Annotated in this window: 20 protein-coding genes and 1 pseudogene; 3 read left to right on the plus strand and 18 right to left on the minus strand. The window is 66.5% G+C overall.

Annotated elements, in window-relative coordinates:
* Nucleotides 1-174 precede the first annotated feature (174 nt).
* Both ABD901_RS53355 and ABD901_RS53360 read right to left on the minus strand, forming a co-directional pair.
* Nucleotides 175-468 (minus strand): hypothetical protein, encoded by a 294-nt coding sequence (locus ABD901_RS53355; protein ID WP_345142566.1) that lies wholly within the window; start codon nt 466-468, stop codon nt 175-177.
* Nucleotides 469-594: 126 nt separating this feature from the next.
* On the minus strand, nt 595-1,347 hold the full coding sequence (locus ABD901_RS53360; protein WP_345142569.1) for a TrmB family transcriptional regulator: 753 nt from the start codon (nt 1,345-1,347) through the stop codon (nt 595-597).
* A 595-nt stretch (nt 1,348-1,942) separates the two neighbouring features.
* Here ABD901_RS53360 and ABD901_RS53365 point away from each other — a divergent pair.
* Nucleotides 1,943-2,113, plus strand: a pseudogene (locus tag ABD901_RS53365) (DUF5999 family protein); the annotation flags it as partial.
* Here the strand turns inward: ABD901_RS53365 and ABD901_RS53370 are convergent.
* The 3 genes from ABD901_RS53370 to ABD901_RS59365 all read right to left on the minus strand — a co-directional run bounded on the left by ABD901_RS53370 (nt 2,097) and on the right by ABD901_RS59365 (nt 3,488).
* Nucleotides 2,097-3,068, minus strand: a complete 972-nt coding sequence (locus tag ABD901_RS53370; RefSeq protein ID WP_425556852.1) for a Mu transposase domain-containing protein — start codon at nt 3,066-3,068, stop codon at nt 2,097-2,099. The pseudogene ABD901_RS53365 and the gene ABD901_RS53370 sit on opposite strands and share 17 nt — an antisense overlap.
* Nucleotides 3,013-3,264 (minus strand): hypothetical protein, encoded by a 252-nt coding sequence (locus ABD901_RS59360; RefSeq protein WP_380132036.1) that lies wholly within the window; start codon nt 3,262-3,264, stop codon nt 3,013-3,015. The genes ABD901_RS53370 and ABD901_RS59360 overlap by 56 nt, the downstream gene beginning before the upstream one ends.
* Before the next feature lie 95 nt (nt 3,265-3,359).
* Nucleotides 3,360-3,488, minus strand: coding sequence for a hypothetical protein (locus ABD901_RS59365; protein WP_380132035.1), 129 nt, complete (start codon nt 3,486-3,488; stop codon nt 3,360-3,362).
* Between the two features lie 67 nt (nt 3,489-3,555).
* Here ABD901_RS59365 and ABD901_RS53375 point away from each other — a divergent pair, with 67 nt between their 5' ends.
* A complete protein-coding gene (locus tag ABD901_RS53375) occupies nt 3,556-3,711 on the plus strand; it encodes a hypothetical protein (protein ID WP_345142572.1) in 156 nt (51 codons plus the stop codon).
* A gap of 176 nt (nt 3,712-3,887) precedes the next feature.
* Here the strand turns inward: ABD901_RS53375 and ABD901_RS53380 are convergent, their stop codons facing one another.
* From ABD901_RS53380 to ABD901_RS53410, 7 genes are all read right to left on the minus strand, one after another.
* Nucleotides 3,888-5,447 (minus strand): amidase, encoded by a 1,560-nt coding sequence (locus tag ABD901_RS53380; protein ID WP_345142575.1) that lies wholly within the window; start codon nt 5,445-5,447, stop codon nt 3,888-3,890.
* 8 nt (nt 5,448-5,455) lie between these two features.
* Complete coding sequence (locus ABD901_RS53385) at nt 5,456-6,160, minus strand: ABC transporter ATP-binding protein (RefSeq protein ID WP_345142578.1); 705 nt, start codon at nt 6,158-6,160, stop codon at nt 5,456-5,458.
* Complete coding sequence (locus ABD901_RS53390) at nt 6,147-8,060, minus strand: ABC transporter permease subunit (RefSeq protein WP_345142581.1); 1,914 nt, start codon at nt 8,058-8,060, stop codon at nt 6,147-6,149. Before ABD901_RS53390 ends, ABD901_RS53385 begins: the two co-directional genes overlap by 14 nt.
* Nucleotides 8,057-8,923, minus strand: coding sequence for a branched-chain amino acid ABC transporter permease (locus tag ABD901_RS53395; protein ID WP_345142583.1), 867 nt, complete (start codon nt 8,921-8,923; stop codon nt 8,057-8,059). Before ABD901_RS53395 ends, ABD901_RS53390 begins: the two co-directional genes overlap by 4 nt.
* Before the next feature lie 19 nt (nt 8,924-8,942).
* Nucleotides 8,943-10,193 carry an urea ABC transporter substrate-binding protein gene (locus ABD901_RS53400; protein WP_345142585.1) on the minus strand — a complete coding sequence of 417 codons (1,251 nt, stop codon included), beginning with the start codon at nt 10,191-10,193 and terminating at the stop codon, nt 8,943-8,945.
* 101 nt (nt 10,194-10,294) lie between these two features.
* The gene (locus ABD901_RS53405; RefSeq protein WP_345142587.1) at nt 10,295-11,404 is read right to left on the minus strand and encodes a phenylacetaldoxime dehydratase family protein; all 1,110 of its coding nucleotides are present in this window, start codon (nt 11,402-11,404) and stop codon (nt 10,295-10,297) included.
* The gene (locus ABD901_RS53410) at nt 11,397-12,518 is read right to left on the minus strand and encodes a carbon-nitrogen hydrolase family protein (protein ID WP_345142589.1); all 1,122 of its coding nucleotides are present in this window, start codon (nt 12,516-12,518) and stop codon (nt 11,397-11,399) included. The genes ABD901_RS53405 and ABD901_RS53410 overlap by 8 nt, the downstream gene beginning before the upstream one ends.
* Before the next feature lie 499 nt (nt 12,519-13,017).
* Between ABD901_RS53410 and ABD901_RS53415 the strand changes: the two genes are divergently transcribed.
* Nucleotides 13,018-13,311 (plus strand): hypothetical protein, encoded by a 294-nt coding sequence (locus tag ABD901_RS53415; RefSeq protein WP_345142591.1) that lies wholly within the window; start codon nt 13,018-13,020, stop codon nt 13,309-13,311.
* 1,038 nt (nt 13,312-14,349) lie between these two features.
* On the opposite strand, the gene ABD901_RS53425 is transcribed toward ABD901_RS53415, so the two are convergent.
* The 6 genes from ABD901_RS53425 to ABD901_RS53450 form a co-directional block, all read right to left on the minus strand.
* Entirely contained in the window at nt 14,350-15,510 is a 1,161-nt protein-coding gene (locus ABD901_RS53425; protein ID WP_345142594.1) for a GAF domain-containing sensor histidine kinase, read from the minus strand.
* 927 nt (nt 15,511-16,437) lie between these two features.
* Complete coding sequence (locus ABD901_RS53430; protein ID WP_345142597.1) at nt 16,438-16,986, minus strand: hypothetical protein; 549 nt, start codon at nt 16,984-16,986, stop codon at nt 16,438-16,440.
* The gene (locus ABD901_RS53435) at nt 16,980-18,362 is read right to left on the minus strand and encodes a pyridoxal-dependent decarboxylase (protein ID WP_345142600.1); all 1,383 of its coding nucleotides are present in this window, start codon (nt 18,360-18,362) and stop codon (nt 16,980-16,982) included. Before ABD901_RS53435 ends, ABD901_RS53430 begins: the two co-directional genes overlap by 7 nt.
* Entirely contained in the window at nt 18,245-19,099 is an 855-nt protein-coding gene (locus ABD901_RS53440) for a hypothetical protein (protein ID WP_345142601.1), read from the minus strand. The genes ABD901_RS53435 and ABD901_RS53440 overlap by 118 nt, the downstream gene beginning before the upstream one ends.
* Nucleotides 19,100-19,262: 163 nt before the next feature.
* Nucleotides 19,263-20,918 (minus strand): APC family permease, encoded by a 1,656-nt coding sequence (locus ABD901_RS53445; RefSeq protein ID WP_345142604.1) that lies wholly within the window; start codon nt 20,916-20,918, stop codon nt 19,263-19,265.
* A 473-nt stretch (nt 20,919-21,391) separates the two neighbouring features.
* Nucleotides 21,392-21,868, minus strand: coding sequence for a hypothetical protein (locus ABD901_RS53450; RefSeq protein WP_345142607.1), 477 nt, complete (start codon nt 21,866-21,868; stop codon nt 21,392-21,394).
* Nucleotides 21,869-21,969 lie beyond the last annotated feature (101 nt).

Consider the following 21,969-nt stretch of genomic DNA (forward strand, 5'->3'; position numbering starts at 1 on the left):
CGCCGCACCGCGTTTGCGCTCACGGTCGAGCTGCGCCGTTGCATGACGGTACGAACCATCGACGGGCCATTCCAAGGGATCCGGGACAGCGAAGACGAGCGAGGGTGTCCATGATCCACGCCGACACGTTGACGGATGCGGCGGATCGCCGAACCAACTCGGCGGTGATACGGGCTACTGTGCTGTGAGCTTCCTGGCGAGCTGCCGCGCCGCGCAGCGCAGGATCGAGGCGGTCGTGCGGACCGATCGGGCAGCGGCATGGCTACGGTCACGGCACGTCGTTCGGGTTGCGGCGCCGACGGTTTTGGTTCGCCGTATCAGCCGGTAGATCTTCACGACCGCGCTGGCCAGCAGGCCGGAGTCGGTCGGGTAATTCACATCGACCGACACCACGGTGGTATCGGCGCGGACCTTTCCTTCACCACCCTGGGCCTCGACCGATGTGGTGAGGAGCTGCTCGCTACGCACAGCGACGGCTTGTTCCCCGCACCGGTGGCTACGGATCCCTTCCCTCGACAGGTAAAGCGATCAAACAAGGGCTGCCTGCACGATAAGCCGGGGTCAGCCCCGACCGCCGCAGACTGAACGGCAAGCTCAGGTTGGCGTGCTTGCCGCCCACAGCTGGTCGAACAGACCCGACTGAAGATCGGCGTACTCGCTACTGTCGATCATCATGGCGAAATTCTCTCGTCGTGAGGAGATCACTGCCACCGACTCGGAACCGATCATCATCGTCATCGTGAATGTGTGTTGCGGTGGGGCGAAGCGCACCTCGCGCAGGTCCCGCGCGTTTGTAGGCCAAACCTTGTCGGTCTCCTTCTCAGGAGAACGCACCACCCGGAGAGTGATGCCGCGATCACGGCGCTGGGCGATGTACTCGTCCATCGTCGGCCGGCCTGGAACCTGGAGCAGGTCAGCCATGGACAGAATCCCTTTCAGGGGAACGCCCCAGGTCAGCGTCTCCCACAGGGCAGCCGTGATGCCAGCATGGCCTTCGAGATATCGCACACGAGGTCTGGACGTCTGGGTACTCATGACGGCCTTGAGGCGTGGAACAAGCTCCTTCAGCACGTTTCCCCGTTCGCGCCACTCAGTGAGGAACTGCTCCGGGTCAGTTGCGCGCAAGACCCCGCGGCCACGGCCCGCCGGCTCTCCCGTCGGACCGATCTCAGTCACCGTTACCAGCCCTCGCCGAGACAACCTGCGCACGACGTCGTAGGCACTGGTCCGGCTCACCTGAGCCGCCTCGGCGGCCCGGGCGACGGTCGGGTTGCCAAGCTCGAGTACGGCGAGGTACACCTCAGCCTCCTTCGGGTCCAGGCCTGCCTGTTCTAGTTCCTCACGCACGACTCCTCCCCCACCCTCCATATTGTCGACTAGTCTCGACGATATCATGCGCTCTTGCAAGTGCTCCGAAACGCCCTGTCAACTACCCAAAATCGGTGTTAACGTGAAGGTAGTCAGAGATCCCGTCCCACATGATGTCGGCAATTCTCGACACAGTCGAAGTGGGGCGGCGATCGACAAAGGAGCCACAATGCAGACAGCGGACGACCCAAGGAAGATCACCGTCACAATAGTCCAGGTGCCCACCTTCCTTAGTGTCGAACAGGCCTTCGGCAAGGTGGCGGAGTGCCTCTCCGCAGGGTCACAGGAACGGCACACGTCAACCAACCCCCGCAGACATCCAACGAAACTCGCCACCTCAACCCGCAGATTCGCTCTGCAGCACGGTGACGCCGACAGCCCCCATGGTGACCTCAAGCTAAGCGCGGAACGCACTGCTAACACCGCCAGGTTCCGGTACCTACCTTCCACGCGTAGGCACCGGAACCTGTCTATTTCCGGCTGCTTCCGGTGTCGTAGGCGGACCCTAGCCGGACAACTGGTGTCGTGCCGGTCGTAATCGCTACAGCCGAGCTAACAAGATCGAAGTACGGAAATGTGTCAGCATCAGCCTTCTTGCCCACCAGCGATGGGGAACGACCGCACGGCAGCACGTGTGGTCGCACACCACCCGATACAAGGGTGGAGCTTGCTCTGCAACGGTGTCGTATTGTTCGAGGACACCGGCGAGATTCTCCCGGATCGGCGGATCATCCACCCTCACCGAGCAGCGTACGCCGGCGCAGGAGTACAGCTCTCCACGCCGGATAACAGGTGTCCGCCAATCCAACGGCCGCCATCCGTGAGGGAACTGTCGCTCTCAGCCTCTCGGCAATGACGGGTACCCGCTGGCGGGTGGCCTCACCCACATCGGCGAGAGTCTCGACTTCCTCGGCTGGCGCATCCCCCTCGCCGCCGTCGCGGCTGGGAAGCGGATAGACGTTGCCGAACAGCGCGGCCGGGCCGTGCAGGTGCGCGCTGGCGCCGCCGTCCCCGGTCGGTGGTGGCGGCGGGTCGGTCTCCGCGCCGGCGCCGAGGATGCCCTTGATCGTGCGGTAGGAGGGGTCGCCGGCCGCGATCGCCTTGGCGCAGGCCAACTCCAGCCACTCGCGGCCGTGTTTGTCGGCCAGGCCGAGCACGCCCTGCGCTGAGCGCAGCCGGAACAAGGCCCCGACCTCCAGCAGCGCGGCAATGGCCGCGCTGGCGGCGGGGCCGATCTCGCCGACGCGGCGGCGGCACCATGCCGGGGTCCGCATCGCGAACGCGATCTTCTCCGGCGGGTAGTGCGACATGTCGGTGCGTTTGCCGTTGTCGGCGCGGCCGTGCGTGGCGACCAACTGTCCATTGTGGAAGACCAGCACGGTGGTCCAGGTCTCCCGGGCGTCGAGGCGTTGCCCGATCAGCCGCCACGGCACCGAGTACAACGCTTGCCCACCTTGATGTGGTTGTCCGGGCCGACCTTGCCCGGTCGACCAGGTGGCCAGCACGAACGCACGCGCCGACAACGGCTGCAACGCGCCGGCCTCCACCGCGGCGAACACCGCAGCCGGAGCGGCGCCGTCCAGGGGCCGGCGGGCCCGCTGCCCGGCGACGTCGGTGCACCAGCGCACCGCCGCGGCCTGCATCTCAGCCAGGGACGTGAACTGTCGGCCACGCCAGAACGAGTCCCGCACGTGTGGCATCGGCCGCTCCACCCGTGGCTTTGTCGCGGGGTTTGCGGGCCCGGGCCGGGTCGACCAGCAGCCCGTAGTGCTCGGCCAGCTCGGCATGCGTGCGGTTGAGCTTCGGGTCGTACAGGTCAGCGTGTTCCACCCCGGTGGCCAGGTTGTCCGGAACGATCCGCGCCGGCACCCCGCCGAGGAACCGGAGCGCTTCCACGTGTGCCTCGGTCCACGCTCGCTGGTCCATCCGCAGCACCGGCCGCATAAACATGTGCCGCGAGTGCTACAGCACCAGCACGAACGCCCACACCGTCACCCGCTTGCCACCGACCGGATGCCCAACCGGCCGTAGTCGACCTGCGCCTCGTGCCCCGGCGGCGGCGTGTCGCCAAGGACCCGCACCTCTTCCCGGCGGGTCTCCTCCGGCAGGTTCGCACGCACCCACCGGCGCAACGACGGCCTGCAACGTCCCGGTCGACAAGCCCCCGGCCGTGGTCCCAGCCGTGACGTGAATGCGTTACGGGAACGGCGGATCCGGACGGCGGAGCTGTTCGAGACCGCTGGTTTTCCAGACCAAGCCGGGCAGAGCTACAACACCGCCGGCCTGATCGCGTTCCTCACGGAGCTGCGCAAGCACCTACGCGGACCACTGATGCTGATCTGAGACGGGCTGTCCGCCCACTGATCCAAAGACATGAAGCGATGGCCTCCGGCGGCCGAGGAGAAGCCGCCGGAGGCCACCAGCACGGTCCGGTGACCATGCCCACAAGCCGGCCGACAAGCAGGGCGCCGCGATGCAACCCGGTCCGCGGCCGGCGCCTGCCGTCACAAGAGGACGTCTTATCGCTGCCCGGGCGCCTGTAGGAACCCACCGACCGACGCCTCGAACGCTCGAGCCGCACGCAGAACTGTTGGCTCGTCGAACTGCCGGCCCACCAGCATCATGCCCACTGGCAGCCCGTCAACAACGCCAGCGGGGACACTGATCGCCGGGTGTCCGGACGTGTCGAACGGCGCGGTGTTCGTGAGCATGTCGATAGCTCGACGGACACGTTCGGTCACCGGCGCATCGGGCGCGGGGAGCCGCGTAGCGCGCATCGGAATCGTCGGCATGCACAGCAGATCCACCTCGCCGAACGCCCGGTCGTAGGCCGTGCGTAGCACTGGCGACAGGTTCTGCGCCTTCGCGTAATGCGTGCCGGCGAAACGTTCGATCATGTACTGCCCGAGAAGCGCGGCGTACTGGACGCTTGGCGACACGTCGGCGAAGTGCTCTCTTCGTCCGTTTGCGTAGGCGCGCATCACCGACGGGCTGTACCGGCCCCGGTAGTTCCTCCCATACCCGTTGCCGTGAATCATCTGCCATACCGCACCGTCGGTCACGATGACGCTCCACAACGCCATCCCGACGTCCCGGTGTTCGGGTATCGAGACGTCCACCACCTTGGCGCCGGCGGCGGCCAACACGTCCGCGGCAGCGCGCACCGCGTCGTCGACCTCGGCCTCACTTGTCGGCTGTCCAAAGCCCTCGCGCAGCAGGCCGACTCGCAGCCCGGACACGCCGTCCTCGATGCCCGCGGTGTAGTCCCGTGCCGCCGGAAGCCCAGCCTGCCGGGGATCCAACCCGTCCGCGCCGGCGATGACCGACAGCAGCAGCGCGACGTCTGCCACGGTCAGCGCCATCGGGCCGAGGTGGTCGTGCGTCAACTCGATAGGGAACGCCCCGGTGTATGGAACTAGCCCGTAGGTGGCTTTCAGGCCGACGATCCCGGACCAGCATGCGGGCATCCGGATCGACCCGCCCTGGTCGCCACCGATGGCCATGTCGGCCTCGCCGGTCGACACCAGGACCGCACTGCCCGAGCTGGAGCCTCCACTGCTGTGCTCGGTGCTCCAGGGGTTGCGTACAGGGCCGGACGCCGACGTATGGCTGCCGCCGGATAGGCAGAGATCTTCGCACACGGAGGTACCGACAATCGTTCCTCCGGCCGCGAGGATCCGCCGGACGACGGTGGCGTCCTCGTCGGCAATGTATCCTTCGAGGGTCTTCGAGCCGTTGGCCATCGGCAGGCCGGCAACTGCCACGTTGTTCTTGATGACGACCCGCCTGCCGGCCAGCGGTCCCTCGTCGGACTCGGTGATGTTGGCGCGTGCCGCCCACGCCCCGAGCCGGTTCTCGCCGGGGGACGGCCAGGTCCACGGTCGGACCGCCGCCTGCGGTGCGCGTGCGGCCCATGCGGCATCCACGATCTCGTAGTTCGCCAGGCCCTCGTCGATCAAGTCGCAGAACTCTGCCAACGCTTCGGCGGTCAGCGTGAAGCCGAAGCTGTCGGCGATTCGGCGCACGATTTCAGGGGTAGGACGCTCTAAGGCCATTGTCGGTCTCCGGTCTGGCTTCATGTGAATCGTCAGACGCCGAGGAACTCGTGCTGCAGGTCACGGTCGCTGAGAAGGTCATGGGCAGGTAGGTCGCGCACGATCTGCCCTTTGTCCATAAGGTACGCATGGCTTGCGATCTTGGCGGCGAAGTCGAGGTTCTGCTCGACGAGCAAGACTGTGATGCCCCGCTCGGTGTTGATCCGACAGACGGTCTCGGCGATCTGGTCGACGATGGAGGGCTGGATGCCCTCGGACGGCTCATCGAGCAGAAGCACTCGCGGGTTGGTCATCAGAGCGCGCGCCAGTGCGAGGATCTGTTGTTGGCCACCGCTGAGCTTGTCTCCGCGCTGCATGCGCTTGTCACGCAGTACCGGAAACTCGTCGAGTATCTGCTCGAGCGCTTGTGGCCACCCTTTCGGCCGGGTCGCGTAGGCCGCGACGCGTAGGTTGTCTAGGACGCTGAGCTCCCCAAAAATATCCCGCCCTTGCGGCACGTATGCGATGCCGCCACGGGCACGCTCATGCGTCCGGGTTCGGGTCAGGTCACGACCGTCCAGACTCAGCTGACCCCGCATGACTGGGACGATGCCGATGATGGCCTTCAACAGCGTGGACTTGCCAACGCCGTTGCGGCCGAGCACGGCGATCATGGCACCGTCGGGAACGGTGAGCGATACGTCGTCCAGGATCGCCGTTCGGCCGTAGCCGGCGCGGACTCGGTCAATCCGTAGCATTGCCCGCCCCCCTTCCCAGGTAGATGTCGAGGACCCGCTCGTCGGCCCGCAGCGCTTCTATGCTGCCGCTGGCGAAGACCCGGCCCTCATGAAACATGGTGACCGGAGCGCCAAGCCGACGGACGAACTCCATGTCATGCTCAACTACAATGACGGTCGCAGTGCGGGCCAGATCATGGATCAGTGTGACGGCTCGGAGCGTCTCCTCGCGGGTCATCCCACCTGTGGGTTCGTCGAGCAGCACGACCCTGGGGTAACTGGCCATGACCATGCCGATCTCGAGCCACTGGTGCTCGCCGTGCGACAACGCGCTCGCCGGCTTGTCGGCCTTGCCGGACAGTTGTAGCCACGCCAGCACAGCCGCAGTCCGCGTGTTCGCCGCGTCGACATCATGCACGGCGGCATACGCGGCGAGCCAGATGTTCTCGAATACCTGCAGTTCGTGGTACAAGCTCGGCACCTGCAGCTTGATACCGATGCCTCGACGGGCCCGCTCGTCCGGACGTCGCCTGGTGATCGGCTCGTCGCCGAGCAACACCTGTCCCGATGTCGGCCGGTACCGACCGACCAGCAGGTTGAAGAACGTACTCTTGCCCGCGCCGTTCGGCCCGATCAGGCAGTGCACGCCGTTCGGCGTGACGTTCAGCGAAGCGCCGTCGAGCGCCATCACTCCGCCGAATTCCTTACGCAGGTCAACCGCGGTGATCGCGCTCGCCGCGCGGGGCGCGCCGCCGAGCGCGCCTTCGGCCGCCGCCGAACGGTCGGCACCGCTCCTGTCCAGCAGGCCGGGCATCTCACCGTCGGCCGTGGCGGCCGCGTCGCCGTGTGCGGAACGAGGGACGGCAAAGGTGGGCAGTACCCGACGGGCAGCCGCATACAAAGCCGGCAAGGCACCTTCAGGAAGGGCCAGCACCACAGCGATGAGAACGGCTCCGAGGATAATGGGGGTAGCTGACCCACCGCCGCCACCGAGCGCGTCTGACAAGCCCTGGACGACGGCCACCCCGACGAACGCGCCGAGCAACGATCGTCGGCCGCCGACCAGCACCCAGATCGCGACCAGCGATGCCTGCTGAAGACTGAACACGCCAGGGCTGATGAAGGTGCCCCACGCCGCGAAGAGTCCGCCTGCAAGTCCGGCAACCGCGCCACCGATCACAAACGCGAGCAACTTGTAGCGCCGGACGTCGTAGCCCAGCAGCTGCGTGCGCAGCTCGTTCTCGCGCAGTCCCGCGAGGATCCGACCGAACGGCCGACGCAGCATCAGATGTATGCCGAAGGTTACGACAGCGGCGACGGCGACACTGACGAACAGCAGCCCGTTGGGGTCCAGCACTCGACCGCCGTCGCCGCCCGGCAGTAGTAGCGGAGGGACCCCGACGACGCCGTTGTAACCGCCCAGCAGCGCCTCGCCGATGTGGTAGCTCGGGTCCGCCGTGGTGGACATGAATGTAAAAAGCACGAGCGTGACAGCGAGGGTGATGATCGCGACGTAGACGTCACCCACGTTGCCATAGAACATGAAGTAGCCGAGCGCTGCGGCCGCGAGCGCGGCGACGAGCACGCCGGCCGCGAGCGCGCTGAGCGTCTCACCAGTTCGCCCCGATACATTGATGCCCACGATCGCGTACGCATAGCCGCCGACACCGAAGAGCGCGCTCTGTCCAAAGCTGAAGATGCCTGCGTGGCCCCAGACGAAGGTAAAGCTCACCGCGAGCAGGCCATAGATGACCCACAGGCTCCAGGACTGAGCTTGGAACGGGGCGATCACACCGGCCAGCGCCCCTCCCGCGAGCGTGACCCCCGCGACGCCAGGCAGTTCGAGAGGTATGCGCTGCCACCAGCGTCGACGTGCGGGCTCAAGGCGCGAGGACCGCTCAGGAACGACACGCAATGTCACGTCCTCCTCCCCCGACGTCCCGAAATTCCGGTCGGAAGGAACCGCAGAAGCACGATGGCCACGACGAGTAGAGCCGCTGTGCCGAGGACTGACGTGGTCAGGTTGGAAAGCACCGAGTTGACGCCACCGAGCAGCCCGGATGCGCTGACTGTTCCAGAGAGCACTCCCGGACCACCGACGACGACCGTCATGAAGGCTCGACCGACGTATGCCTGCCCCATGCTCGGCACAACCGCCGTCATGGGCGCGAGCAGTGCGCCACCCGCGCCGCTGAGCATCGCACCGAAGCCGAAGGTGAGCATGTTGGTCCGGCGCACGTCGACCCCGACCGCCGACGCCATTTGCGGCAGCGTCGCGGCGGCGCGCGCCATCGTCCCGTACCGGGTACGGGTCAGCACTAGGTAGGTCAGGGCGAGCATCGCGACCGCCGCGATGATCAACGCCAGCGAGTACTCCGAGATGGAGTACTCGCCGACGCGGACGCTGCCCAAGGGCGTAGGAATGCCGCGACTGGCCGGACCGTAGATCAGGACCATGACCTGGGTAAGAATCAGGCTCAGTCCCCACGTCGCCAGCATCGTCGCCGGCATCCGGCCGTACAGGCGGCGGATCAGCAACCGCTCGACCAGCAGGCCGACCGCGCCGACGCCGAACGCCGCCAACAGCATCGCTACCCACACGTTCACCCCTACCCGCACGGCGGTCAACGTGAGGTACGCGCCGAGCATCAGGAACTCACCGTGGGCCAGATTGATCACACCCATCATCCCGAAGATGACCGCGAGGCCCAGCGAAATGATGATCAGCAGAGCGATGTTGCTGAGCAGCGAGACGCTGAGGCTGACAAGTTGGTCGAGTTGCATACTGATCCCTCTACCTGACCTACGGCAGGAACTGCTTGTTGGTGTTCGGGTTCTTCTGAAGGTCGCACACCGACTTCTCGAAGGCGGGCGGCACATTGGCCTCTGTTTCGAGAATCTTGAAGCCATGCTGGTCGTTGGCCTCGGCAATGGTCACGTTCTGGGTCACGTGATGCGAGCCAGGGTCGAGCGAAACCTTGCCGCTTGGTGTGTCGATCGACAGGCCCGACTCCAGGGCGGCGATGACCTTGTCCCGGTCGAGCGAGCCCGCCTGTCGCACGGCCGCCGCCCACAGCATCCAGCCGTTGTAGACGGTCACCCCGGAGTTGGCCACATACGGGTAGTCGCTGCCGTAGGCCGCGTGCCACTTGGCTGTGAACGCCTCATTTGCAGGGCTCTTGAGCTCCTGGAAGTACGGGAACGCGACCGTGATGCCCTTGCTCTCGTTGGGGGCAAGCACGATGTGTTCGCTGCCATCGCCGAACGTCGACGAGACGATCTTCATGCTGGTGTTGAGGCCGGTCGAGGAGAAGAGCCGGTAGAACGCCGCGTGGTTACCGCCGACCAGCAGCGACACCACCACATCAGGCTTCGCGGCCTGCAGCTTGTTGATCACCGGCCCGAACTCGGAACTCTCCAGCGGGATGTACTCCTCGCCTACGATCTTGGCGCCGGCCTGCTCAGCGTACTTCTTGACCCAACCGGCCGAGATGTGTCCGAAGTTGTAGTCGGCCGCCACGATGTACATCTTCTTGCCGAAGTGCTGGGCGGCGTACGGAATCAGCGGAGCCAGCTGCTGCGACGGGACGGGGCCGGTGTTGAAGACGTTCTTGTCGCAGACGCCGCCCTCGTAGAGCTGGTTGTAGAAGTACAGAGTCTTGGACCGGTCCGCGATCGGGCGGATCGCCTCCCGGGAGGCGCTGGTGATGCCGCCCATGAGCACAGAGACTTTGTTCTCAAGCGTGAGCTTGTTGGCGTACTGCGTGTACATGGCGTTGTCGGATTGCGAGTCGTAGCTGATCAGCTTCAACTGCCGGCCCAGCAGACCACCGCTGTCGTTGATGTCCTTTACTGCCAGCTTGGTCGCGTCGATGTTCGGCTTGCCGAGGACGTTAAGCGGCCCGGTCGCGTCGAGGATGCTGCCCACGGCGATCGGCTGGTCCGAGGCTGTCTCGCCGGCAGGCTTTGCACTGCAGCCAGCGGTAATCAGTAGCAGCACCGCCGAAGCGACGGCTAAGAGTCCGAGGCCGAGCCGGCCATGTGGTCTTTGCATTGTACGACTCCTTCTCATCGATTCGAAGCAAGAGCTAAGCTGCCGTCACTCGTGTGACGGCGGTGTCTCGAGCTCCCTCTAGGGTGATTTTCTGATTTTGGTTATCCAATTGCGGGATTGGCGGTGATGTCGCCACTTGGCTCCAGATGTGCAGCGAATGGCAGCAGTCCCGTGCCGTCGGCACAGTTGAGGTATTCGAAGAGGGTCCCGCCCGGCATGACGAACAGTTCGTGCCACGTCACGACATCTCGGCGGTCGCCGTATTGCCGCTTCATCGCGATGGCGTGCCGATAAATCGCCAGATGGGTCTCGTGCGACGAGGACCAAGACTCGAGGGCTGCAAGGGAGCCGAACACCGCCTGTATCGAGGTTTCCCTCCTAGGCTCGCCGGTGTCGGAAAGATTCGTCATACGGCGGAGATAGAGGCACCCGGAGTCCGGGTTGCCTTCAAGGTAGTCCATGCCACGGTCGAGCTTCACCTGTAGGTTGCGCTCATAGTCTTCGGCCTGTTCGGGTTCAGACTCGTGCCAGAACTGACCGGACCGCAGAATAGTGAGGTTATTCGGCACCACCACCGACACTCGACGCCCCGCTACACTCCGGCGGACCGACGGCAGAGAGGGGATCGTTGCACCCTTCAGCTCGTCGATCGCGGACAGTGGTATACGGTCTCGGGCTGCCCCAAAATAGCCGTTTGTCGTGATTGGAACGATTTCCGCATCCGGGGTGCGCCCAAGCCCGATCCGATATTTCGGGTCGGAATAAATGGTTTCATGGCGGTCATACGGGCATGCCAGATGTTCGCGCCAGTAGCCGACATCCTCCGTGACTCGGGCGGGGTCATCCCACCAGGTCCGCCAAGCCGAGGCTGTCGTCCAGGCAGCGTGATCACTCATGGATGTCCAGTAAGCGACGACCACCGTGGTCGGTCGCTGCGCCTCATCCTTACAATGCATGACCTCGTGCGCCGATGGGCCATTGGGCTGGCTGAACCACCGCCGCATATCATCGACGAACGCCGTGGCCTTCGAGCCGCCGAGCGGAGCGCCCTGCATACCAAAGTAGTCACTGACCAACACGGGTACCGGGTGGCGCCATCGCAGTGAATATCGAGGTGCTGCGGGGACATGCCGGTCCGGTTGCCGCGCGGCAATGCTTCGCTCGTACGAGACATCGAAAAACGATCGCGTAATTTGCTGTTCGTTAACCATGGTAGTCACCGACAGCCGACTCGGTGGATTCCGGCTCCGCGGACCCGTCCCCAGAGTTATCGTCCTGTCGCCGCTCGGCAGGCTGGTCGCGGCGCGCTCCGTCAGCCCTCGGACGGGCTGACGCCGCGCTCTGACCGACAACGGTCAGCGGTATGTGCCGGGTGCTGTTCATAGTCAGCTGGAACACATCAAAGCGGTTGTACGTGCCGACGATGTCATGCGCCAGCTTGAGCGACACGGCCTCTTGGAGGTCGAGCTCGGCGTAGACAATGCCTTCTTCCCCGACAAGCGGTCCGGCAATCACTTCTCCACGGGGGCCGACGACGAGCGAAGCCGTTGGGGTGCCGGTCAACAACCGGGCGATCTCATGATCACCCTGAGCGACGCGGTCCAGTGCCGCCGCGTCGAGTGCCGTGGCAGCAACGACCGTGAACACCTTGCCCTCAAATGAGTGTGCGGCTGCGCGAAGGCGGATGCTGTCCACGAGGTCGTACTCGGGTTTGCCGTCCCGCTGCTCGAACGGCCATGCCGGCGGATAGCTTGCGATGTGGACTTGCTCGCCCTGGGCCAGCAGGGCATAGCGCGCCAGCGTGTTGGTGTTCTCGCCGCAGATGAGCACTCCAAGGGACCAGCCATCGATCGGCACTGGCCGTAGGTCGTAACCATCCCCGTGTGACCACGTCAGCCGCTCATACCAGGTGGCGACGAGCTTGCGGCGGTGGTTGACGAGATCGCCGCGCCGGTCGAAAACGAGATTGGTGTTGAACACCTGAGCCGTGCTGTTCGGCGCCAACTCGTTGATACCGATTGACAGTGTGACCTCGAACCGCCTGGCGATGGCTGCGAGCCGTTCCGTGTGCGGACCGGGCACCCTTAACGAGGACGCGACGAGGTCCTCGTAAAACGAATGCTGCCCAACGGCTGGGACAACTCCGCCCCACAACGGGTATCCGGCGATGAAGCTCTCGCCGAATGCAACAAGATCAGCGCCGTGCCGGGATGCTGTTGCGACCAGGTCGGCCACCTTGTCGATGGTCTGTTCGACGTCAAGGAAGACGGGCGCAGCCTGGACGGCCGCCACGGTGATCTTCCTTCGACCGCGTTCCCCACGCATGTTGGCTCCTTGCCGCCTGCCCGCCGTCACATGTTGTCGAGATTAGTCGACATATGATCGAGCCGCCTCCTCAATGAGGCCAACGCTAGCACCGCCCGCCGCGCTACCACAAGGCATACACAAAGGAACGCGGTTCGATCGACACTGTCGAGACTGTTCGACAATATGCCGCGCCCTTGCCATGGGGAGGAACAGACCAGCACCTACGAACGTCGTGGATAGACGTCTTCCAGATCGCGACCTACGACCGCGTCGCATCTGGGTTTATGGGGGCTCGCGGTGGCAGATAAGGATGCAGACGATGGTGACGAACGCGGCGATGTGGTTGGCGTATTGGTTGTAACAGCGGAGCAGGCGCCGGTAGCGCATCAGACAGGAGTGCGTTCGTTCGATCGCCCGGCGGCGCCGGCCCAGGCACGCGGGGACGCGACCCTCTCGCGGCGATCGCCACGACGACGCACCTCCGCGCACAGCAACTTGTGACGTAGGCCTGGTCCGCGTGCAGCTTGTCGGGGCGGCGGTAGAGCGGCCGACGGCGGACATGCCGTCCAGCAGTGGCAGAAGCATCGCCACGTCGGGTGAGTTCGCCGCGGAGACAGCCGTGGCCAACGGCAACCCGCCCGCCGAGCTCACACGCGGCATGGATCTTGTTGCCAGGCTTGCGCAATCGACGGGGCCCGGCCGGTCAGATCGCCCCGTTTCAGCCCGACTGGATCGAATCGATCACGGCCCGGGACCGGTCGAGCTCGTCGAGCGCCCGCAGCTGCTGCAATGTCGCCAAATGCAGCGCTGACCATGATCCCGCAGCGTTCCACGCAGTGAACCGACGGTGCGCCCTGGCCCGGGCGACCCGAACTTCACCTCGAACAACTTCCACCATGAACACCCTGGCTGGGTCGCATAGCAGATCGCGGCCTAACGCCTGGTTGTCGACCGCCGACGATCATCACCCTGCGCTGTACCGGCGCCCAACGGGATCAACGTCGCGGCGATCCCTACAGCGCATCAGGACACCGCCGCTCCACATCGAACACGAGGGCCGAGCCTCAATCCCGCCTCGACGTCAGCCCCGGAGTGAGGCACGGCGTTAGCCTCGATCCACCGATTGGCCCTGGGGTGCGCGTGTCGCCGAGTACCGCATCGATACATGCTGATCTGGTGGTCGGTGGGCGTGATTGACTCGCCGGGCGCTCCGGCGTGCCGCGCGATGGTGTGGCCCGGGGTGGGCGGTTGGTCCGGGTCAGGTTGTGGCGGGCGGTGCGTGGACTCGGTCGACGAGGGTCTTCCAGGGTTGCTGCCGGGGACAGCGGGCGGGCAGGTGCAGGATGAGACGGCGGGCTCGGCGGGCCAGCCGGGCCGGGATGGTGATCAGTTGCGGGCGGATCGTCGCGGCCCAGGCGGTGGCGTAGCGGAGGCTGGTCAGGCAGCCGGCCGCGCAGCAGGTTGTGGCTCATCGCGGCCAGACTCAACCAGGCGGCGTTGGCGGCGAACCGGCCCGGAGGCAGATGCGCGAGAGGTCCGTCGATGAGGTCGGCGAAGACCTGTTCGACAACGGCGTGACCGCGGTGGGTCAGGTCAGCGTCCACCGTGGATTCGATGGTGTCGATGAGGAAGGCGTGATACCGCCACAGCGGGAACAACGGCTCCTGCCTTCGGGAGCGAGGTTGCGTTCCTTGACCCGGCGAACGACGAGGCGGGCGGTGACCTTGTGGCTGCTGGACTCGAACGCGGCGTAGGCCGTTTCGGCGAGCTCGGCCTCGGCGATTCAGCATCCGGTGTCCTCGTCGTAGACGGCACCGGGGTAGCGCACCGAGGTCCGCGCCTGCGATGATCAGTTACAACGTTCGAGGGGTAGCTCGACCTGAATGTGGGTGCCTTGACCGGCAGGGCTGCTGATCATGATTGTTCCGCCCAGTGCTTCGACCCGATCGGTGAGTCCTGTGAGGCCGGAACCACGTGCTGGGTCGGCGCCACCGACGCCGTCGTCTCTGACGGACAGGTGCAGACGACCAGCCCAGACTGCGGCCGTGACGTGCACGAGCGAAGCGTGAGCGTGTTTGGTGGCGTTTGTGAGCGCTTCGGCGACGACGTAGTACGCCGCTACCTCGATTGGCTCGGGGAGGCGGCCGTCCAGGTCGAGGCTGAGGTCGACCGCGATGGGGGACCGGCGCGCCAGCGTTCGGAGTGCGGGTCGCAGGCCGTCCTGGGACAGGATCGCTGGGTGGACGCCGCGCGAGATCTGCCGCAAATCGTCTAGCGTGCCCGTCAGTCCGCTTGTCACTGCGGACAGTAGCTCGCGCACCTCGGACATCTCAGGCGGGAGGCTCGCCTCGGCCTCACGCAGTTGCAGCGCTAGCGCGACGAGCCGCTGCTGGACGCCGTCGTGCAGGTCTCGCTCGATGCGCCGTCGGGCCTCGTCGACGGCGATCACCACACGTGCCCGGGAGGCCGCCAGGTCAGTGCGGGCCTGAGCGCTGGCGATGGCGATGGCGATCAGTTCGGTGTAGTCAGCGAGGCGCATCTCTGCGTGCTGAGCCAACAATTCGTGACGCGTCGTGGCGGCTATCACAACACCCCACAGGCGTCCGTCGACGAAGATCGGGGCGGCGGCCGATGAGCGGATGCCTTTCGCGCGCACGACCGCGGCGATCGGGCCGGGAGCGTCTGCGTAGTTGTCCATCCGAGCGGAGCGGCCACTGCGCGACACCAGCGCCGCAGCATTGCGACCCTCCAGCCGCATGTTCGTCCCGACTGGGAACAGTGTGCCGGATCGGCTCCAGGCTGCCACCGTGGTCGCCGTGCCGTCGGCCTCATAGCGGACGATGTTCGCGGTGTCGGCACCGACGAGCTGCCCGAGTTCTTTGGCGGCCGCGTTGAATACTGCAATTTCAGGGGCGCCGCACGCGACAAGCACAGCGATGCGCTGCAACGCGCTCTGCGCTTCGGCGAACTGGGCGAGCTCGCCGGACCCACGCTTCACCGACGGTTTCATGATCCTCAACCTGACTGACGTTGCGTTGGGCATTGTTCGTGGGAAGGCATCGCCCCGGCGGCCGCCGGGGTCTCGGCAGCGACCGCCGCCGTGGGGATCCGGCGGCAGTCGTCGAGAGCGTGTGCTGCCACGGACTCGCGCACCACGGGGATCCTGCGAGCTGGCATGGATTGGCTGGTGATGCAGAGTTCGGCCAGTACCACCGTGAAATCGGGTCCGCGGCGGACTCTCCGCAGACGCCGACCGGTTTGCCCGCCTCGGTGCCCGCGCTGGGAGGTATCGGAACCTCGCGGTGTTAACAGTGCGTTCCGCGCTTAGCTGCAGGTCATCATGGGGGCATTCCTGTGACCCTGCGGAGTGGACCTCCGCCACCTTGTCGATGGTCTGTTCGACACCAAGGAAGACGGGCACCTGGATTGGTGCGACGGCGATCCTCCTTGGGTCGTGCGCCGTATACATGGTGGCTCCTTTGTCGATCGCCGCCCCACCTCGACTGTGTCGAGAACTGCCGACATTGTGTTGGGATGAGTTTCTCTGACTTGCTTCACGCTAGCACCGATTATGCGCATTTGACAGGCCATATCCGGGCATATGCAGCGCGGACCAAATCGTCGAGACTGGTCGACAATATGGGGGTATGTATCCGTGGCTGGGGTACGTGCACGCCGCCGTCGCGGATGGCCGCCTCAGCGGCCAGGGCCGTGCACACTCAGCGCAGGACACGTCTACGCGCAATAGGGTTGCCGGGCAGCAGCGCGGTGATCGCGGTAGCGGTGGAGGCGGCGGCCAGCACGTCGCCAGCGGCGGCGGTGTCGTGCTGCCCCCGCCGCGGCAAGCAAGCCGGGCACCCCGCGGAACGTCGTGGTGATGAGGTGGTGGTGAACATGGACACCTCCCAACGGCGATAGACGGCGGTCAGGCAAGGACTCAGGCTGGCAGTGCCGGCAGAGTGAGCACGGCCCACCGACGGCCGCCGCCGTCAGCGACAGGGTGGAGCAAACCGGCAGTGGTCAGGCGAAACAGGACCCGCTCGAAGCCGACCGGCAGCATGCGCGCTCGCAGCGAGCGGGCCTGGGTGTGGACGGGGTCCAGGTCGACGGTCAGATCCCGGCCCACGTCGCCGGCGAGCAGGTCAGCGACCGCTCCAGCGTGGCTGCCGCAGCGGCGCCACGCCTGGCTGCGCCAAGCGGCACGGTAGGCCATGATGTGGCTGGCCGGGTCGGGGTGGCCGGTGTCGCTGAGTTCGGCCGGATCGAGGGCGGTGGCCAGGTCCGCTCCAGTCAGGATGGTCCGGCATCGCTGGTCCGCGGTGCGGTCGACCACACGGCAGGTCCACCGGTCGTGGCCGGTTAGCATCTCGGCCTGGACGAGCTGCCCGGCGCGAACACTATAGAGATCCTGACCAATGGCGTCGACGGAATCGCGGTGGCGCTCCAGCGGGTCAAGCACCCGCAGCGGAGCGGTCAGGGTCAGCACGCGATCGCGTCCTTAAGTTCGGCCCGCTTCGGCGCCGGTTCGCGGGCGGGCGGAATCGGGACCGGCCGGGCCGGTATCTGCGGTGGCCGCATCACCGCGACGTAGTCGGTGACGAACCGGTGCACGTCATCGAGCGCCTTGCCCGGCATGCAGATGATGTGCGCCCAGTCGCCCTCGACCGCGAGAGGCCAGGTATCGAGGAACGGCTCCGGCGGGCGCGGCAGTACGACGGTGAACGCGTGCTCGTGCCGGCCGGCCGGGATCCCGGCCGTGGTGAGCCAGTCCACCGCCGTGCGGGCATTGGCACGGGACACCTCGGCCCGCCGGTGCAGCACATCCGGACTGAACTGCTGCAACGCCCACCACAGCATCAGCGGGGTGTGCCCGGACCGGGAGCCGTCCATGGTCAGGTCCACCGAGCCTGTGTAAGTGACGGCATCGACCGCGTCCGCACAGGCGGAGCGGCGGATAACCAGGATGCCGCACGGCTCAGGGGTGCCGAGGAACTTGTGGCCGGAGATGTTGATGCTGTCAGCGCCGTCGGCAAAGTCGAACCCCGGCCGCGTTGCCGGCGGCAACCCGGCCAGCGCCAGTCCGGCCAGCGCGGCGTCGGCGTGCACGTGCCGAGCCTCACTCGGCACACTGGCGGCGTCGAGGGCGAGGTGGACGCGACCCACGTCGTCGATCGCCTCGAACATCGTCGTGCCAATAGTCGCCACCACCACCGGCACCCCGCCGCGCCGACGGCGGGCCACCACGGCGGCGAGTTCGGTGTAGTCCATTTCCCCACCCGGCGACGCCGGCACCGCAACGAACGGGATCCGCAGCTGGTGGGCGACCTTCCGCACGCACGTGTGCGCCGCGGTCGACGCGTACACCACGACCTTGCGGAAACGGTCACGCGCGTGCAGCAACGCGTGGCGGATCGCAGCCGTACTGCCCGACGTGACCAGCCCGGTGCGGTCATCAGTGGGAGCGCGCAGCAGGCCGGCTACGCACTGGACTGCTTCGAACTCCTCCTCGAGCGTGTGGCTGCGGAAGCCGTTGGTCGGTCGGCCGGGATAGCCGACGTTGTTCGCCGACCGCCGCAACAAGTCGACCAGCGGGGTGATGTCCAGGTCGGTGGAGTTGGGAAACCCCAGGTCGTTGCGGACAGCGTCGTCCAGGCGCCGGCGCAGTGCGCCCAGCCGCCGCCGTGCTGCCAAGACGCCACCGTTGCTGCTGGCAGCGGCGCGCGATGTGGTGGCGACGCGGGTGCTCACCGCAGCCGCTCCCAACCCCAATAGATCATCCGGGCCAGCTCGCGCATCTGGTGCCAGACGTGCGCGTCCGGGTGTTCGACCGGGATCCGGTTCAAGCTCGGCTCGTACTTCCACGCGAACGGCGCGAATCCCGCGGCGGTGTGCAGTGCCACGCTGGAGCTGCGCTGGACCGCGCGGCGGCCGTCGGCGCCGAGGTGGCGCACCACCATCCGGCCGCCGTCGATGCACTGAATCATGCACAGGGTGGGTAGATCGTCGGCGTGATCGACGGTCGGGGAGTTTCTCGCCCACGACCCGGATCCGGGTGGGTCGTCCAGGGATGACAGGGCGACCCCGAAGAACTTGGCCGTGCCCAGTTGCGCCGCGGTCCAGTCCGGGTCCGGATCGCTGACCAAAGTCTCACGCAGGTTGAACCCGGGCGTTGCCCAGCCGGTGTGCACCTGGCCGACGAGTTGCTGGAGCACGTCGACCGGGTCGCCGGTCAGCCGCACTTTCGGGTAGTACCGGCGGTCGATACGCAGCGGCCGGCCCTGCTGATCCGGCGGGATCCAGAACAGCAGCGCCACCGCGTACGGGCCGATCGGCCGGCCACGGAACCGCCGGCCGAATGCCTCCAACGCATGGAGCTGGCCAAATGCCCTGACCCGCTCAACAATCGCGGCCCGCAGCCCGATCACCGCATCGCGATTGGGCAGGTACGCGTCGTACCAGATCGGGATCTGCGGAAACAGGTCCTCAGCTGGCGGCATCAACGATTCCGGATGCTGCACGAACTCCGGCGGTGGCGCGAAATGGACCTGCCCTGCAGTTCCGTCTTCGGTGAACGGCATGTCGGGTGTCGGCGGCGCCACGTACGTACGCTGGCCGGGCGCGTCGGTTCGTCCCGTCACGTAGCTGTCGGCATGGGAGCGCGCAGCGGACTCCCACGCCGACGGAGCGGAGACCACTCGCAGATGGCCACGGTATCCGGGGCCAGCGCGGTGCCCGCCTGTTGGGCCTGGATAGCGTTGTGCCTCAGCCACGGATCGCTCCTAACTGGGTGTCGATCTCTGTGCGCGGATCCGGCTGACCTCGGCCGATCCCGGCGTACCGGACGGGATCGACGCCCTTGATCCAAGCCCCGTACAGCAGTCCCGCAGCCACGACGGCCGCGGCGCACGCCGGGATCAGCAGCTGCCACCCCGATCCCGGGTCCAGTTGCAGCAGCAGCGACTGGTTCAAGGCGATGATCGCTGCCAAGACCGTGCCGGCGACCGCCCCGACGATCGGCAGCACGGTGCGGATCCACACCGACGCCGCGCCGCCTGCGCCGCTGCGGAACCACAGCACCGCCGCGACGGAGACCAGCACCAGCATGGCCAGGATCGCGAACGCCGCCCCGGACGACAGCCAGACAAACATGTCCTCCATCGGGTTCGCGCCAGCCAGCTGGAACACGGCCAGCGCCGCCGCGACCAGGCCGCTTTGCACCAGCGACGCCGGCCACGGCGTGCCCTCGAACCGACCACCGGTACGGCCGACCCGGGCCAGGAACCTTGGCAGCACCCGCTCCCTCGCCATCGCAAACGCGTACCGGTTCGTCGTGTTGTGGAAGCTCAGCATCGAGATGTAGACGCTGCTGATCAGCAGCAGCCCCATCACCGTCCCGGCCGTCGCGCCCCAGTACCGGCTAATGATGTCGAACGGCAGCGCGCTGGTCGCCTCGGCGACGATCCGGTCCGCGCCGGTCCACACTGCCAACGACCACGCCACGACCGTCAGGAAGCCGGTCAGGAACACCAGCGTCAGCACGCTGGCCGATACCACCGATCGCTCGTCCTTGATCTCCTCTGAGAACGCCGGCCCGGTCTCGAACCCCACGAACGCTGCGACCCCGAGGGCAAACGCACCACCGATCTGTCCCTGGTCAGCCCACAACGCGGATACGGTCAGCGGGCTCGTGGTGATGTGCCCGTCATGCGGGTGCACGAACGCCGCAATCGACATCATCGTGATCACCGCCAGCTCGACGATCGTGATCCCGGCGACGGTGTACTGGCCCAGGGTGTAGCGCAGCGTCCCCACAGCTGCGAGCAGCAGCCAGGCCACCCAGGCCCACACCTGCCACGATTCAGTCCCCGCAAAGTCGGCCATATTCACACCGAACAGCCCGAGTAAGGCGATCTGCAGCGCCGGATACGACACCAAGGCGATGAACCCCCCAGCCACACCCCACCGCGGGCCGAGCCCGACCGCCATCGCCGCGTACGCCGCGCCGGCATGCCGCTGCCGGTACGACATAGCCAAGAACCCCACCGACAGCAGCCCCAGGCAGACGCCGATGATCGGGAACGTCAACGGGACACCGACCACGCCAGTCACGGCGTACGTCGTGACCACACCACCGACCACCACGGTCAACGGCGAGGATGCACCGACCTGGAACTGCCACACCGCAAACGGGGACACCAGACCACGCACCAGGCCCGGCTTCACGGCGCCGGGCAACCGCACAGCCCGAGCAGCCGCGCTCATCCCGGCACTCCCGCTGACGCGCCTGCCGCCAGGCCGTACAACACGGCTGTGGTCGGACAGGTCAGCGAGGTGCACGCCGGTGGGTGCGCGGCGAACTCGCCGCGGACGATCGGCACGACGGTCACGGCGAGCGGGCGCATCGACCCGGGCCGCCAAAACCGCGCCGTAGCCTCGGCGCGGCGGCGTGCCCGCTGCTGGCTGGTCGCGAACCGCGAGAAGTCGTGAACCACTCCGGCGCGCGACAGGGGCCAGTCGCAGCGGACCGCAAACCCGACGTCGTCGGGCGAACGCCGTCGCCGCCGCAGCTTGGCGGACATCAAGCGGGCCGGTTGCGCGCCGAGGAGCGCGTTCAGCCGCACTCTCAGCTTCGTAGTGGTCGTAGTCGTGGTCGTCGTCAAGGAATCGAACTCCGCAGCTAGGTCGGCCGGCTGAGCAAGCAGCAGGTTGGTGGGGGTGGTCCCGGCCCTCGGGGGGACGTCGGCCGGGACCACCCCAATTGGGCGGCGACTACCCTTGGCGGTGAAGGGTGTTGCAAGTCCGCCGCCTGACCGTCCGGACCCGTAGCAGAGCGTCCGGACGCGCACACCGCCAAGAAACGTCATCGGTAAACCGCGACCACCGCTTCGCGATCAGGTTTGTCGGTCTCGGCGAGCATCCGACGACAGGGCGGGCAGGATCCAGCGGACCTTGTCACGGGCGTCGACGCCGAGCAGCACGTTGTACTGCGCGATCGTCTGCCAAAGCACCCAGCCGAGCAGCAGGAACGACGGGATCGATGCGATGACCCGCTGCCACAGGTTGACCTGCGCCGAGACGGCCTTGTGCCGGGCGAAGTAGCACACGACCGCCAACGACGCGGCGACCATTCCGGTGACGGCGGTGACCAGAGCGGCGCCGGCGCCAGCGGTGAACAGGTTGACCGGGTTGAGGGTGCCGAACTCGATCTTCCCACCGGCCGGGTGCATGAACATGACCACCGCGAAGATCAACACGATGATGATCTCGCCGTAGAGCAGCACGTTGAGGATCTGTCCGACAACCTTGATCCTGGCGAGACTGAGCAGCGCGATGATCGCTCCTGTTGCTAGGTGGTGGCGACGTTGCAATGCAGCTCCTACCGGCCGCAGCGCCTCATCCGCGCCGGCAGTCACGGCGGACGTCGCCATGGGCAACATCGACATCCGCCTCCACCAAGCGGCTCCGCGTG

Origin of the sequence: Dactylosporangium darangshiense (genome assembly GCF_039537565.1) — a bacterium.
GTDB classification, from domain to species: Bacteria; Actinomycetota; Actinomycetes; order Mycobacteriales; family Micromonosporaceae; genus Dactylosporangium; species Dactylosporangium darangshiense.

Bases quoted from the DNA above. Each gene is read 5' to 3' on its own strand.
- ABD901_RS53370 (WP_425556852.1), bottom strand. From the start codon at position 3,068: ATGCCACACGTGCGGGACTCGTTCTGGCGTGGCCGACAGTTCACGTCC.
- ABD901_RS53380 (WP_345142575.1), bottom strand. From the start codon at position 5,447: ATGAAGCCAGACCGGAGACCGACAATGGCCTTAGAGCGTCCTACCCCT.
- ABD901_RS53385 (WP_345142578.1), bottom strand. From the start codon at position 6,160: ATGCTACGGATTGACCGAGTCCGCGCCGGCTACGGCCGAACGGCGATC.
- ABD901_RS53395 (WP_345142583.1), bottom strand. From the start codon at position 8,923: ATGCAACTCGACCAACTTGTCAGCCTCAGCGTCTCGCTGCTCAGCAAC.
- ABD901_RS53400 (WP_345142585.1), bottom strand. From the start codon at position 10,193: ATGCAAAGACCACATGGCCGGCTCGGCCTCGGACTCTTAGCCGTCGCT.
- ABD901_RS53405 (WP_345142587.1), bottom strand. From the start codon at position 11,404: ATGGTTAACGAACAGCAAATTACGCGATCGTTTTTCGATGTCTCGTAC.
- ABD901_RS53410 (WP_345142589.1), bottom strand. From the start codon at position 12,518: ATGCGTGGGGAACGCGGTCGAAGGAAGATCACCGTGGCGGCCGTCCAG.
- ABD901_RS53425 (WP_345142594.1), bottom strand. From the start codon at position 15,510: ATGAAACCGTCGGTGAAGCGTGGGTCCGGCGAGCTCGCCCAGTTCGCC.